The organism is Sphingomicrobium sp. XHP0239 (assembly GCF_039555325.1).
GTDB classification, from domain to species: domain Bacteria; phylum Pseudomonadota; class Alphaproteobacteria; order Sphingomonadales; family Sphingomonadaceae; genus Sphingomicrobium; species Sphingomicrobium maritimum.
The window spans coordinates 2,361,064-2,374,876 of record NZ_CP154608.1 but is presented as its reverse complement, the minus strand read 5'-3'; the positions used below and the strand labels follow the sequence as shown (position 1 = coordinate 2,374,876).

The window sequence follows — 13,813 nt, the reverse complement described above, 5'->3', positions numbered from 1 at the left end:
TCGCTTCCGACCCCTTGCGAGGCCGCTCGCAGCGCCGTCAAAGGACTTGCGGGGCTCAACGGGGTCGCGGCTGCAACAGGTCGCTCGCCGTCTCCCCGAAATGTTGTTCGAGCGACGCAGACAATTTCGCGTCATCGATCGGACCGGCAGCGGCGGTGATGTCGCTCATCCACGCATGGACCGCGGCCTCGCCATGGCGCGCTTCCAGACCCATGAAGACGGCCTCCGCCAACGGATAGCTCGCGCCGTCGTTGGTCATGTCGTTCTCGAAATCGTCCCCCGTGAAAGAGAAGGACCCGGACGGCGAATAATCGGGATCGGCCTCCATCCGGGCGCGGTCCTCCGGCGACACCTGACGCATGATCGCCTCGCGCTTCGGCCGAACCGATCCCCATGCGGCAAGATCGATCGGCTCGTCGATGGGGGCGAGCCTTTCCTGCAACGACCGCCGCGTTCTGGCCGCCACGATCGGGTCGAGCGACGGATTGACCTTGGTTTCGATCCACGTCGCATGGCCCTCGGCCATCCTGCGTGAAGACGACGCCGGCCCACTCGGCGTCCCGGCGATCGTCCCCGACCATTTTCGCGACGGCCGCGATCTGTTCGCCGAGACAGGCCGCCCGGGCACGCGCAATGCGCTCCGACCCTTCGTCGTAGTAGATCCGCATGAACGCACCCGAGCCCTTCACCGTCACGCGGAGTACGGAAAGCGCCTCCTCCGGCATGTCCTCCTCCACCACCGACAGATTGGCTCGCTCCGGCTGATCGCCGAGCGGGGCGGAGCAGGCGAGCAGCAACTCGTCGTCGAAGGCGCCCGCGGGATGCAGAGCGAGCGAGGAGGCGGCGGCAAGGAGGAATGCAATCACGGTCTTTCCTTCGTTCAGAGCGACACGGGTATCGCCGCTTCTTAAGCGCTCGTGCCGGCCGATGTCTTGGTCCGACGAACCGCAGTACGACGGAGCCGTACCTCGACGGGCATCCGACTCCGCTGGATCCGCCGTGAGGCTTCCTTATGAAAAGCTGCAATCTTGCTTTCGGGTGAAAAATCGGCACGCGGTGACCCGATAGACAAGGTTCGAGAGACAGAGCTGGATGCCGGTCGCCGGGGTCATGCGGTTCATGGCGTGACCGAAGCGCGGGCCGAGCGTCCAAGCAATTGAACTTCCGACTGCGACCCCTTTGCGGACATCTTGACGTAATGTGATAGACTGGTTTCGCGCGCCGGTTGGGGGAGACATAGACGTGGCGAAGGGAAATCTAGAAGGGCCGTTGGGACCAATCATGCTGATGCTCCTCGCCGGCGTCGCACTATTGATGATTGTTGCAACACAGTCGCCAGAGTTGGCCTCAAAGTTCGAGAGACCGGAAGACTTCTACGACAATACACCAAGCAAGGTCGGCATTGCTTTGATTTTTGCCGTCGTGGTTTCCATTATTGTAGCCTTGATCCGCAAGCTTCTAAAATAAACCTGATACAAGCAAAGATCGATGTTCATCGAAAGGAGAGGGGTCCAATCGTTCACCCGCTGCCGACCGGCCGCTAACGACCCCATTGCGGACATTACGTTTGGTCCTATCATACAACGATGTTTGACCTTCCTCCCGGGCTCGTGCCAACGCAGGAACAGGTGATCGAGCGATCGCTGCACGACTGTGGCCTCGATCCGAGAGGGTACACTGTCAAATATCAGGACTATCTTCAGGGCATCGAAGTCGTGATCGCGCCTAGCGCAGGCGCGACATCAGATAATTTCGCCTGCATCAAAGATGCGACTGGCTACGAGCTCGTCACATTCGAAGACAGTGAAATGTATTCTGCATACCTTGAATTCACATCTGAGTCAGCCCGGCCGGAAATGCTGGTCCATTATGAAAGCAAACTGAGGGACGCTGGATTATGGGAAGGTTTTCCGGAGCGGACTAGCTTTGGTACGCTTGAGGAATATGCGGCAGCACTAGAAGAACATTCTGGTTTGGAGGCCGGCTCGGCCCTGCGTGTTTCTGGGACTTTTATTATGTTCGACCCGCCTGACGCGATTCTCGACTTTAACGATTACGTTGAGCGATATTCGGACCTTATGACGGTGGTCGCTTATGCGACCACAAAAGAGCGAATCCGCTTTGGTCTGTGATCGGAAACGAGGCAGTTCCAGAGTAAAGGTCACACGCAGCAGCCAATGTCCGTTTCCCACCCCATTTCAGTCGTCAGGTAGCGAATCTGGGGATACTCCGTACAGGGCTCAGGTTGGACAGGACCAAGCGGCAAGGTATCGAAATAGCCCAGCCGCCCAACCCCTCCAACGCAGGCCAAGGAAGGCAAAAAACCAGTACGTTTCGAAGGGCAGTCATACGATGACCTTACACGAAGAATTCAAGATTAGTTCTTTTCCGCAACGAAAGCTGGATGAATTTGAATATACTAGTCTTGTAGGTCCAGAATTCATAACTCCGATATTGACTGCGTTAAAGGAGTCTAGTTGTCAATTTGAAGTATTTGACAACGACTTCGATACACTAGATAATAGACGTGACGTGGATTATGGTCTTCTCGGTGGAGACTCACTCTTGATTGCATCTAACTCTAAGAGAGAGTGGCTTTTTATAGCTTCGACTGACATTGACGTAGCTGTAATTTATTTCAATAAACATGCTTTGGTTCCTATAAAGAAAACTCTTCTCGCAAAAGCTGATAGCAATTTCACCGCTATAATGAAAAAGCGACGTGAAGAGATGCCCTCTTTTTATAACCTTGAGTATTTGCAACATTGGGAGAGGTTGCGAGGCTCGCAAAAGAATTCTGGTATTTGACGGTCGAAGGTAAAAGCTCGCAATTTGATACTCGCTGCGCAGTAGGTTCGCCCTGAAAAGGATTGTGTTTGGGTGTCCTGCATGAGCGTCCGCTTACCACCCCATTAAGACATTCGCGCCTCGACTCGTCCAGCCTCAACCCTATCCCGGCAGGAGCGTGCAGAGCTTGTCTTCGAGGTCGCCCGGCGAGAAGGGCTTGGCCAGTAACGGCGCGTCGGGCGCGATCTTGCGGATGGCGGCGGTCTCCGAATAGCCCGAGATGAACAGGATCGGCTGGCCCGGCGTCTCGTCGAGGATCGCGGCCGCGACCTCCGCCCCCGACAGCCCCGGCATCGCATAGTCGAGCACGATGACCTCGGGCCGGGTTTCGGCATAGGCCGCCAGTCCCGCGGTCCCGTCGGCCGCGCCGGTGACCTCGGCGCCCATGTCCGCCAGCGTCTGTTCGACGAAGGTGCGCACGTCCTCGTCGTCGTCGATGACGAGGATGCGCCGCCCCGCGATCGACCGCGCGCAGTCGGGGTCGGACGTCTGGCGCTCGACCGTGTCGGCATCCTGCGCCGCGACGCGGAAGAATAGCCGCACGCTCGTGCCCTCTCCCTCGACACTGTCGATCCGTGCGGTGCCGCCCGACTGATGCACCATGCCATAGACCATCGACAGGCCGAGCCCGGTGCCCTTGCCCACCTCCTTGGTGGTGAAGAAGGGTTCGAACACCCGCTCGCGGACCTCCGCGCTCATCCCGCTGCCGGTGTCGCTGATCACCAGTTCGACGAAGTCGCCGCTCATCATCTCGGCATCGCCCGACAGTTCGACGCGCCGCGTCGATACGGTCAGCGTCCCCCTTTCGCCCATCGCGTCGCGCGCGTTGATCGCGAGGTTGAGTAGCGCCACTTCCAGTTGGGTGGTATCGGCGAGGATGTGGACGTCGCGATCCTCGATGTCCCACTTGACGGCAAAGCGCGCGCCCAGCGCATTGGCGAACAGCGGCTCCATCTCATTGAGCACCCGGCCCAGATGCACCGACTGCACTTGCAGCTTCTGGACCCGGCTGAAGGTCAGCAACTGCCCCGTCAGCCGCGCGCCGCGTTGCGCCGCGGCCAGCGCATTGTCGGCATAGCGCTTCAGCTTCTCGTCCTCGACCCGCTTGGAAATCAGGTCGAGGCCGCCGACCACGACGGTCAGCAGATTGTTGAAGTCGTGCGCGATCCCGCCGGTCAGCTGACCCAGCGCTTCCATCTTCTGCGCCTGGCGAAGCTGGTCCTGCGTCTGCTTGAGGGCGGTGGTGTCGCGTGCCTGCCCGACCAAAAGGCGCGGCTTTCCGTTGCGATCGAAAATGGGCGTGATGGTGCACACGTGAATGCCCGCGCGCCCGTCGATGGTCACGTCGATCTCGACGCTGGCGCTCTCGCCCCGCGCGCCCGCCGCGACCAGGTCCTTCAACGCCTCCACGCTGGCGGGATGGTTCGCGAACATCGGCAGGTCCCAGCTATGTAACCCGCGAACCTCCTCGTTGCTCAGCCCCAGTGCGTCGAGCGCCGAGGCGTTCATCTCCAGATGGCGGCCCTCGAGGTCCATGATCCCGACCATGTCGAGGCTCTCGAAGACCGCGCGGAACCGCGCTTCGCTGGCGTCGATCTCGCCTCTCTGGTCGCGCACCTCGGCGCGAAGCTCATGTTCGGCCTGTTTCGCCAGCGTGATGTCGCTCGCCGCCCCGATATAGCCGATGATCCGTCCGTCGGCGTCGCGGCGCGGCTGCACCATCGCCTGCATCCAGCGATAGACGCCGTCGGCCCGTTCGGCGCGGGCTTCGAACCCGAACGGAGCCTCGCTCTTCAGCCCCTCGACCAACGCATCGTGCATCGCCTGCGCATCGTCGGGATGGACACGGTCCTCCCAGCCGATCGCGGCGGCGCTGTCCTTGTCGGTATCGAAAAAGGCCGCATAGGCCTGGTTCACGAACTCGCGCGTGCCGTCGAGCCGCGACACCCACATCGGCACCGGGGCACTGTCGGCGATGCGGCGAAAGCGCGTCTCGCTCTCGCTCAACGCCCGGCCCGCGACCCTCTTGTCGGTAACGTCCTGAACGATGATGGTGAGCCCCACGACGGTGCCCGTGTCGTCCATGTTGGGGATATAGTCGGCCTGCGTCGTCAGCGGACCCAGCGCGGGATGGTCGTAATCGGCGGCGAACCACTGCTTCTCGCCCGCCAGTGCGCGTTCCAGAAGCTCGCGGCGCCCCGCGAACGCCTTGGCGCCCATGACTTCTTCGACCGTGCGGCCGAGCATCTGAGAGCGGTCGACCTGCATCCAGTCGGCAAGCGGCCGGTTGACGAACCGATAGTGGAGGCTCGCGTCGCAATAGGCGAGCATGACGGGCAGCGCGTCGGCGATTCCGAACAAGGTCTTGAGATCGAACCCCGCGGGAAGCGTGGCGAGCAATTCGCGCAGATCGTCCGACGATGCGCGTTCGGTCGTGTCGGGGACAGCCTCGGCGCGATGATCGCCACGCCCCGCCGCCGGCGGTTCGCCCGCGACGGCCTTTCGTCGTGTCGATTCCTCGTGCCCCGCTCCGTCCATGCCGGAACTCTACCGCAAAAGTGCGGCTTTCCAAAGCGCCGTCGGGACGGACGCGAACGTACCGGGCAATCCCGGCACGTTCGCCCCGTCGTTAACGGTTGCCGGGACGTCCGCCCGAACGATGCGGACCGCGACGCTGGTCGCCGGGGCCCTTGCCCCCGCGCGGTGCCTGTCCGCTGGCGACCTTCTGGCCGCCGCCCTTGCGATGCGGTTTGCGGGCCGGACGCGCACCATGATCGTCGCGGCGCGGTGCGCCGTCGTCCGATCCCGTGCGCTCGTCACGACCACGATGCGGACCGGTGTTGCCGCGCCGCTTGATGCCGTGCTTGGGCTTGGACGGCCCGCGGCGGTGATGGGGCGGACGGCTGTTCACGCCGTCGCTCGAGGCATCCTCGCCCATCGGGGTCCATTTGCCCTTGCCCGCGGTGCGGCCCGCCGGCTTGGGCAGCGCCGCCGCGCGGTTGTTGAAATTCTCGGGCAGATCCGCCTTGTCGATGCGAACGCCGGTAAGACGCTCGATGTCGCGCAGATAGGCCTTCTCGTCCGGCGCACAGAAACTGATCGCAACGCCCTCGCGGCCGGCACGCGCGGTGCGGCCGATGCGGTGGACATATTGTTCGGGCACGTTCGGCAATTCGAAGTTGAACACATGGCTCACGCCCGGAACGTCGATCCCGCGCGCGGCAATGTCGGTCGCGACCAGGATGCGCACGGCACCGTCACGAAAACCGTTCAACGCGGCGGTCCGCTGTCCCTGGCTCTTGTTGCCATGGATCGCGGCGGCATCGATGCCCGCTCCGATGAGGTGACGCACGACACGGTCCGCGCCATGCTTGGTGCGCGTGAAGACCAAAGCACGATCCATCTCGCCGCTTTCGAACATCGCGCCGAGACGCATCGTCAGAAGCGCCTGCTTTTCGCGCTGGTCGACGAAGGTGACGCGCTGGTCGATCCGCTCGGCGGTGCTCGCCTGCGGGGTGACCTCGACCCGCACAGGGTCGGAAATGAACTGCTTGCCGAGATCGGCGATCGCCTTGGGCATCGTCGCCGAGAAGAACAGGCTCTGGCGGTCCTGCGGCAACATCCGCGCGATCTGCTGCAGCGGCTTGATGAACCCCAGGTCCATCATCTGGTCCGCCTCGTCGAGCACGAAGATCTCGACATTCTTGAGCGTCAACGCGCGCCGGTCGATGAGGTCGAGCAACCGTCCCGGCGTCGCCACCAGGATGTCGCATCCGCCGACGAGACCCTTGGCCTGCGCCCCGATCGGCTTGCCACCGAACACGACGTTGACCTTGAGGCCCGACCCTTGGGCATAACCCTTCATGCTGGAGGCGATCTGCGCCGCCAGTTCGCGGGTCGGCGACAGCACCAGCATCCGGCAGCTTGCGGGCTGGCGCGGCGTGAAGCCGTCCTTGGTCAGATTGTGGATGGAAGGCAGCGAGAAAGCGGCGGTCTTGCCGGTCCCCGTCTGCGCGATCCCCATGAGGTCGCGGCCCTTCAGGAGGGGCGGAATGGCCTCGCGCTGGATCGGCGTGGGCGTATCGTAGCCCTGGGTGTCGAGCGCGCGAAGAATGGGCTTGGCGAGGCCAAGCTCGTGGAAAAAGGACATGATTTTTCTTTCAGATAAGGTGCGGCGCGGTCGGCCGGATGGCGCGCCCGTGCAGCAGGTGTCGTTCGAATGCGACCCTGCGTGAAAAGAGAAGCGTGGAAGCTGTTGGCGCCGGTTCCCGCTTTGGAAGCGGGACGTCACGCTGCGCCGTGATGTGAGCGCCATGTAGGGCGGTGGTCGCCGGAAAGCAAGCACGCATCGGGCGGGGGCGATAACCCTTCGCTAACCTTTCCCCGCCATTCTCGTCCTCGTTCTTTGGGAAGGGAACCAGACATGATCCGCTTTTTGAACGACGAGCGCGGGGCCACCGCGATCGAATATGGCCTCATCATCGCGTTGATCGCGGTTGCCATCCTGGTCGCGTTGAGCGCGGTCGGGACCGACATCGGCAACACGTTCAACGAGGTTTCGAACAAGCTCTAGGGGCGCGCGGGACCCCGACGACTGCCTAGCCCGGAACGTGCTTGCCGCGGTTGGCGGGCAGTTCCTCGGGCGCCTCCCACAACAGGTGCCGCCCTTCGAGCGACACCAGATTTTTCGCGCGCACGATCTCGCCCTTGGCCTTGTAGCCGAGCAGCTGCTCGGGGTCGGCGTCGGGATTGTTGACCATCACGCGCACTTCCTCGCTGGTGAAATCGGTCAGCCCGCGGGCGCGCTCGACGCCCTCGGGATCATAGACGTGCAGCACGTCGCCGCGCGTGAAATCCCCGTCAAACCGTTCGACGTCCTCGCGCCGGATGCCGGCGCTGCCGTTCTCGATCCCGGCCGCTGTCGCCGACGACACGTGGATGCTGCCCGCCATCTGCAACCGGTTGGCGATCCAGCTTTCCCAGCCCGAGATGGGATTCTCGTGCGCCGGAAAACGGGTCGAGCGCCGCTTGCCCGAAAGGACCGTCGAAATCGGGCTGTCCGCCTCACCCTGCGCGATGAAGGTGGTGCAGCCCGCTTCCTGCGCCATGTTGGCCGCCATCAGCTTGGTCGTCATTCCGCCCGTGCCCAGCGTCGACTTGCCCTTGGTCGCTTCCATGTAGGGCGCCACGTCGGTGACCTCGTCGAGGAACTTGGCCCCGGGCTCGTCCGGATGACGATCGTACAGACCGTCGACCTCGGTCAGGATCACGAATACACGCGCATCGACCATCTGCGCGACCTTCGCCGCCAGCCGGTCATTGTCGCCGACGCGGATCTCCTCGGTCGTGATGCTGTCGTTCTCGTTGACGATCGGCATGATGCCGCTTTCCATCAACCGGAAGACCGTGTTGCGGGTATTGAGGAAGCGGCGGTGGTCCTCGAAATCGCCCAGCGTCAGCAGAACCTGTGCGATGTCGATTCCATATTCGTAGCCGATCTGCCGATAGGCGTTCAGAAGCCGCGGCATGCCGCATGCCGCCGCCGCCTGCTTGTCGCTCACGCCGGCGCTCTGCGGCGTCTCGCCGACCATGTTGAGCCCCAGGGCGACGGCACCGGAGGAACAGAGGATCACGTTGGTCCCCGCCTCGCGGAGCCGATGCACGTCCTCCATCAGCCGGTGGAGAAAGCCGAAACGCGGGGTCAAAAGGTCGGTGTTCGCCACCAGGCTCGACCCCAGTTTGACGACGACACTGTCTTGTTTGGGCACTGTCGGGCCTCGCAATCGTTGGAACGGTGTAGCGTTCATCTAGATTGACCTCCTGAACCGCGCAAGCGCGGGGACGTCTGGGTGTGAACAATTGAAACTCGGGTTTCGTTTCGAGACCCATTGTGGTAGTATTACACAATAACATACACAATAATACGACAACAGGTGATGTATTTCTAAGCAAATATTGATGATCGGCTGCGGAAAGATGGGCGGTGCCCTGCTGCAGCATTGGAAAAAGGGTGGCGAAGACTTTACCATCGTCGATCCCTTTCTTGACGAAGCCCCCGATGGCATTCGTCTGGAAAAGGACCGCTCGGCGCTCGGCGACACGCGCTACGACGTGCTGATCGTCGCCATCAAGCCGCAGATGCTCGGCGACATCCTGCCCGACTATACCGCACACATCGCCGATGATGGCTATGCCCTGTCGATAGCCGCGGGGGCCTCGATCGAGCGCATCTCGGGCCTGCTCGACGGTGCGCCGGTCATCCGCGTGATGCCCAACCTTCCCGCCGCGGTGGGCAAGGGCGTCTCGGGTCTCGTCGCCGGGCCGGGCGTATCCGACGCACAGCGCGACCATGCGATGGAGATGATGGACCGGACCGGCGCCGTCATTCCGGTCGACAGCGAGGACGGGCTCGATCGGGTCACCGCCGTTGCGGGCTCGGGCCCCGGCTACATCTTCGAGATCGCGCGGACCTATGTCGCCGCCGCCCGCGAACTGGGGTTCGACCGTGACCAGGCGCGCGCGCTCGCGCTGGGGACGATGCAGGGCACCGTGGCGATGGCCCTCGACCAGTCCGACACCGATCTCGAAACGCATCGCAACAACGTCACCAGCAAGGGCGGCACCACCGCCGCCGGCCTCGACGCGCTGAACGGCGACGGGGCGATCTCCGACCATTTCAAGGCCTGCGTCCAGGCCGCTTACGACCGCGCCGTCGAGCTGCGGTAAAACCCATTACGAGAGGATTTTTCATGAACGACCAGACCCTAGACCCGCAGATCCACGTCCACGAACTCGGCCGCAAGGCCAAGGCCGCGACCAAGGGCTTGCTGACCGCCACGACCGAGCAGAAGAACCGCGCCCTCACCGCCGCCGCCAAGGCGCTGCGCGACCGCAAGGCCGAACTCATCGCCGCCAACGACAAGGACGTCGACAGCGTCCGCGGCAAGAAGCCCGACAGCTTCATCGACCGCCTCGCACTGGACGACGAGCGCATCGAGGGCATGGCCTCCGCGCTCGAACAGATCGCCGAACTCCCCGACCCCGTCGGGCGCAGCCTCGCCACCTTCTCGCGCCCGAACGGTCTCGAGATCGAGCGCGTCGCCGTCCCCATCGGCGTCATCGGCATGATCTACGAAAGCCGCCCCAACGTCGGCGCCGACGCCTCCGCGCTCTGCCTCAAATCGGGCAACGCCGTCATCCTGCGCGGCGGCAGCGAGAGCAAGCACTCCACCCGCATCATCGTCGAATGCATGCGCGATGGCCTCAAGTCCGCCGGCCTCCCCGAAGACGCCGTGCAGGCCATCGGCACTACAGACCGCGCCGCCGTCGCCGCGCTCTTGAAGGCCGACCAGTTCGTCGACCTCGTCATCCCCCGCGGCGGCCGCGGCCTCGTCGAGCTGGTCCGCGACCAGGCGAGCGTCCCCACATTGCTCCACCTCGACGGCAACTGCCACAGCTACGTCCACGAAGCCGCCGATATCGACAAGGCCGTCGACGTCATTCGCAACGCCAAGCTGCGCCGCACGGGCGTCTGCGGCGCGACCGAGAGCATCGTCATCGACCGCGCGATCGCCGACAAGGTCGTCCCTAGGCTCGCCGACATCTTCGATGGCGACTGCGAACTGCGCGGCGACGAGGAAGCGGTGAAGATCGACGACCGTCTCAAGCCCGCCAACGAGGACGACTGGTCGACCGAATATCTCGACAACATCGCATCCGTGAAGATCGTCGACGGCCTCGACGAAGGCATCGCCTGGGTGGACGAGCACAGCTCGCACCACACCGACGCGATCATGACCGAGGACGACGCCGCCGCGAACCGCTTCATGACCGAAATCGACAGCGCCATCCTGATGCGCAACGCCTCGACCCAGTTCGCCGACGGCGGCGAATTCGGCATGGGCGCCGAGATCGGGATCGCGACCGGGAAGATGCATGCGAGGGGCCCCGTGGGGCTCGAGCAGCTGACCTCTTTTAAATACCTCGTGAAGGGTTCGGGCCAGACACGGCCCTAGTCCCCCTCGCATAGCGCCGAGTGTAACGTAAGCGGAGCGAAGCGAGCGTCGTTACACGAGAGACGCGTGCACCTCCCGGACGGCGGGTCGCCCAACGAGGCGAACCCGTCCGACGGGCTTCAGGCCGCCCTGAAGCCCAGATCCTACCCGGCGGCTTTCGCTGTCCTACACGAACCAAATAGGCTAACAACCTCGCCCCCACAGAACCGGAGCGAGCCATGCGGAACCGCGTCCCCGCCCTGCCCAACGGCGGCAGGCCCATCCCCGACTTCACCCCTGTCCCCCGCCGGCGCGAGCGCCACGACGGCTGGACCCCCGCGCGCCAGCGCGCCTTCATCGACGCGCTCGCCGATCTCGGCAGCGTCAAGCACGCCTGTGCCCGCATCAACATGACCACCGTCGGCGCCTACCATCTCCGCCGCCAGCCCGGCGCCGAGGAGTTCCGCGCCGCCTGGGCCGCCGCGCTCGACCACGGGGTCCAGAACCTGTCCGACATCGCCGTCGCCCGCGCCATCGACGGCGTCGAGGAGGTGATCGTCAAGGACGGCGAGGTCGTCGCCACCCGCCGCCGCTACAACGACCGGCTCCTGATGTTCGTCCTGCGCCACCACTGGCCCGAGAAATATGGCGAGCTGCGCTCGCTCCACCCCGGCACCCGCAGCTGGCAGTTCGACAGCGTCGAGAGCGAGGATGCCGTCCGCCATGCCCGCGAGAACATCGCCCGCAAGCTCGACCTCCTCGCCGCCCGCGGCAAGGCCGACGAACTCGCCCGCATCGCCCCCGACCCCGCCAAACGCGCCGCCTACGAACTGCTCTACGGCAAGCAGGATTGGGAGAGCGCCGCCGAGCGCAACGAAAGCGGAGCGAAGCGAGCGTCGTTGTGCAAGAGCCGGCGCGACACGGCCGACGGGTCCGACAAAGGAGGAACCCGATCGGAGTCGCCAGACGGCCGCAAGGCCACCGGGTCAGGCCGCCCTGACCCCGCTACGCACGACCCAGAAACCGAAAGACCCACCGACCACCCCGCCTGCCGCATCGAAGCCCACCAGGCCCGCGCCCTCAACGGCGGCAAGCCGATGGGCGACTATCGCGATGCCGACGGCCCGGAATTGCAGCGACGCGGGTTCGAGCCGGTGCCGGGGGAGAGCGTGGTGCGGATTAGGAGACTTTGAGAGTTCACTTCTCGTGAAGATGTAGGGCCGAATGGAGCATCGGGTGTAACCTTACCTTCGCCTTTTCACCAATAACATGAGGCGAAACAATTGGACTATTTATATGGGAATAAATGTAGGGTTCCGATGTCTCGAGCTTCAATCCGACAGCGCCGGTGCGATAAAGGACTGAGCACAAAAGTTGCATGAATGCTGTGCGATCTGGGGCTCTTGCGACATCGTGACTTTGTGCTTCGATTCCAAGTATATCGTGCACGGCATCTTCGTCGCTCAGAATTTGAAGAACGACGTCCTCGACGAAGTCCTCCTCACAAAGTGCCCGAAAGTCTATGATAGGCTTGGCCGCAGACGAAAAGATCTTCAGCGCGATCGCCAAAGATGGAAAGACCCACTGCCATTCTTGCATCAACGCATCTTTGCGTTTCCTCGAGTACTCTGCCTCTGCTTTCCGAAGATTTGTTACAGATATCTCAGCCCGACCAGCAGCAACGGTAATGGCTTCATTTACGAAGCTGATGATGTCACGCGGGCGCATCAGCGTCCGCTCAATCATCCAATCGAACGGCTTCTTATTCGCGATTTGCGGAGGGAAGATGTCGTCAAATTGCACAGCCTTAGACGTAAACTTTCGTTTGAACATTCGTTCAATACGTGCGTCGACCAAATTTTTTAGTTCGACCTTGCTCCACCGCAGACGGAGCGACATGTCTTCGAATTTTTCCCTCTGGAAGCTTGGGTTGGAAGTATCTTGAACAACTTTCTCAAGAATATCTACTCTGAGCGCTACTAAGATTTTTAGATTAGTAATCTTTCGGAAGGACTTCAAAGCCTCTAGCAAACCTCTGATCAACTGGAATTTTATTCCCTCATCAACCCATTTCTCGTCTAGTCCATCAATGAGAATATAGTGGCTTTTGAGCTGATCATTCTCGGCCAGCGAGAGCATCTCGATTATTTGGTGTAATTTTGCTAACTGGTCCGAGTTGATGATTTTCCTTGACCTGGCAACGAGCTCGCTTTTTTTCTGTTCACTCAACCGCCTTTCATACTGACCACCCGCCTTGAACTTTTCTAATTCCGCTCCCATTTCCGCACTAATCTTATTTTCAAAGGACTGTGTTATCTCTTTAATGTTTTCATCCATCGTAATCCAGAACTTGCCTTGCCAGTTCTGGAGATAGTCTATTGCCTTCTTTTTTCGCTCATCACCGCTGAATTTATCGTAGATTCTTTGAAAAACATTATTGGACTTTTGAGTTGAATCTACATCCCAGCGAAGCCGAATAAATTCGATGCATAGAACATGCTTCCAAAGTACCTGAAACAAAAGGTCTAAGTCGGCACCGATCTGAGTAAGAAATCTAAGGGCGTCGGAGTTTGAGACATAACTCATCGACATCTCAGCTGGATCGATGACGGCACTTCTATCAGAAGTATGCTCTACTTGCCGGAGGATCGCGGTTTTACCCTCCCCTGTTCGACCAGCAACGATCATTGCTGGCGATTGTAATCTACGAAATTCTTCAACAGGCGGGTAGTTTATGAAACAATCGAAGAGATACTCGTCATCGTTTTCTGCACTGCCACTTCCGATCGTCATTCCGTATTGCAACTCAATAGGATTGATCTGCGACATACCTTTATTTTTTGCCACTAAATACCCCAACTCCATTCGGCCTGCAGATGCCAGCATAGAGTTCCACGAGAAGCAAGTCTTATCAGTCTTGATGGTCCAGACGGCAGGGCGGCCTGCCGTCGCGTCGAACGGGTGGGCCGGTC

At 61.6% G+C, this 13,813-nt stretch carries 13 protein-coding genes; 8 read left to right on the top strand and 5 right to left on the bottom strand.

Annotation, left to right across the window (positions count from 1 at the left end; all coding sequences use genetic code 11):
* Positions 1-55 precede the first annotated feature (55 nt).
* On the bottom strand, positions 56-361 hold the full coding sequence (locus WJT74_RS12005) for a hypothetical protein (protein WP_343345259.1): 306 nt from the start codon (positions 359-361) through the stop codon (positions 56-58).
* Here WJT74_RS12005 and WJT74_RS12000 point away from each other — a divergent pair.
* The 4 genes from WJT74_RS12000 to WJT74_RS11985 all read left to right on the top strand — a co-directional run bounded on the left by WJT74_RS12000 (position 360) and on the right by WJT74_RS11985 (position 2,808).
* Positions 360-911 (top strand): hypothetical protein, encoded by a 552-nt coding sequence (locus tag WJT74_RS12000; protein WP_343345257.1) that lies wholly within the window; start codon positions 360-362, stop codon positions 909-911. The two genes, WJT74_RS12005 and WJT74_RS12000, sit on opposite strands and share 2 nt — an antisense overlap.
* A gap of 331 nt (positions 912-1,242) precedes the next feature.
* Positions 1,243-1,467: a hypothetical protein gene (locus WJT74_RS11995; protein WP_343345254.1), complete on the top strand. Its 225-nt coding sequence runs from the start codon at positions 1,243-1,245 to the stop codon at positions 1,465-1,467.
* A gap of 119 nt (positions 1,468-1,586) precedes the next feature.
* Positions 1,587-2,132 carry a hypothetical protein gene (locus WJT74_RS11990; protein ID WP_343345251.1) on the top strand — a complete coding sequence of 182 codons (546 nt, stop codon included), beginning with the start codon at positions 1,587-1,589 and terminating at the stop codon, positions 2,130-2,132.
* 220 nt (positions 2,133-2,352) lie between these two features.
* Entirely contained in the window at positions 2,353-2,808 is a 456-nt protein-coding gene (locus WJT74_RS11985; protein ID WP_343345248.1) for a hypothetical protein, read from the top strand.
* A 141-nt stretch (positions 2,809-2,949) separates the two neighbouring features.
* On the opposite strand, the gene WJT74_RS11980 is transcribed toward WJT74_RS11985, so the two are convergent.
* Complete coding sequence (locus tag WJT74_RS11980) at positions 2,950-5,385, bottom strand: PAS domain S-box protein (RefSeq protein WP_343345247.1); 2,436 nt, start codon at positions 5,383-5,385, stop codon at positions 2,950-2,952.
* Between the two features lie 91 nt (positions 5,386-5,476).
* Positions 5,477-6,997: a DEAD/DEAH box helicase gene (locus WJT74_RS11975; RefSeq protein WP_343345244.1), complete on the bottom strand. Its 1,521-nt coding sequence runs from the start codon at positions 6,995-6,997 to the stop codon at positions 5,477-5,479.
* A 273-nt stretch (positions 6,998-7,270) separates the two neighbouring features.
* Here WJT74_RS11975 and WJT74_RS11970 point away from each other — a divergent pair, with 273 nt between their 5' ends.
* Positions 7,271-7,420: a Flp family type IVb pilin gene (locus WJT74_RS11970; RefSeq protein ID WP_343345241.1), complete on the top strand. Its 150-nt coding sequence runs from the start codon at positions 7,271-7,273 to the stop codon at positions 7,418-7,420.
* 25 nt (positions 7,421-7,445) lie between these two features.
* Here the strand turns inward: WJT74_RS11970 and proB are convergent, their stop codons facing one another.
* Positions 7,446-8,615 carry a glutamate 5-kinase gene (gene proB / locus WJT74_RS11965; RefSeq protein WP_343345238.1) on the bottom strand — a complete coding sequence of 390 codons (1,170 nt, stop codon included), beginning with the start codon at positions 8,613-8,615 and terminating at the stop codon, positions 7,446-7,448.
* Positions 8,616-8,805: 190 nt separating this feature from the next.
* On the opposite strand from proB, the gene WJT74_RS11960 reads away from it, so the two are divergent.
* From WJT74_RS11960 to WJT74_RS11950, 3 genes are all read left to right on the top strand, one after another.
* Positions 8,806-9,573 carry a pyrroline-5-carboxylate reductase family protein gene (locus WJT74_RS11960; protein ID WP_343345235.1) on the top strand — a complete coding sequence of 256 codons (768 nt, stop codon included), beginning with the start codon at positions 8,806-8,808 and terminating at the stop codon, positions 9,571-9,573.
* Between the two features lie 23 nt (positions 9,574-9,596).
* Positions 9,597-10,862 (top strand): glutamate-5-semialdehyde dehydrogenase, encoded by a 1,266-nt coding sequence (locus WJT74_RS11955; RefSeq protein ID WP_343345233.1) that lies wholly within the window; start codon positions 9,597-9,599, stop codon positions 10,860-10,862.
* A 218-nt stretch (positions 10,863-11,080) separates the two neighbouring features.
* Positions 11,081-12,034 (top strand): hypothetical protein, encoded by a 954-nt coding sequence (locus WJT74_RS11950; RefSeq protein ID WP_343345232.1) that lies wholly within the window; start codon positions 11,081-11,083, stop codon positions 12,032-12,034.
* 4 nt (positions 12,035-12,038) lie between these two features.
* Here the strand turns inward: WJT74_RS11950 and WJT74_RS11945 are convergent, their stop codons facing one another.
* A complete protein-coding gene (locus WJT74_RS11945) occupies positions 12,039-13,727 on the bottom strand; it encodes a P-loop ATPase, Sll1717 family (protein WP_343345230.1) in 1,689 nt (562 codons plus the stop codon).
* Positions 13,728-13,813 lie beyond the last annotated feature (86 nt).